At 36.9% G+C, this 355-nt stretch carries 1 protein-coding gene; it reads left to right on the forward strand.

Annotated features, from left to right (window positions below):
• Nucleotides 1–355 (forward strand): hypothetical protein (locus Q0842_RS16105; protein ID WP_298500524.1); only part of this gene is annotated, 355 nt, incomplete at both ends.

Raw genomic sequence — 355 nt, forward strand, 5'->3', positions numbered from 1 at the left:
GTTTATACGTATACATATACTATTGATTTAAATCCTTTTATATTACCAGGTAATGGCACAGAAACTGTTGATAATTTGGCAGATGCTGTAGAGCCTACTCCACCTACTGTTTTAGATAACTGTGGTAATGAAATTACACCTTCTGCACCAACAAAATCAGATACACCAGATTGTCAAGGTGCCGTTATCTACACATTCACTTATACGGATTGTGCAGGAAATACTGCTGATTGGACTTATACTTATACTATTGAATTAGCACCTTTTACAGTTCCTGTTAACGAAGGAACAACAATAGAGTGTATTGCAGATGCTACTGTACCAACACCTCCTACAATTACGGATGCTAATGGAG

It is taken from the genome of uncultured Algibacter sp., from assembly GCF_947495675.1.
Classification (GTDB): Bacteria; Bacteroidota; Bacteroidia; order Flavobacteriales; family Flavobacteriaceae; genus Algibacter_B.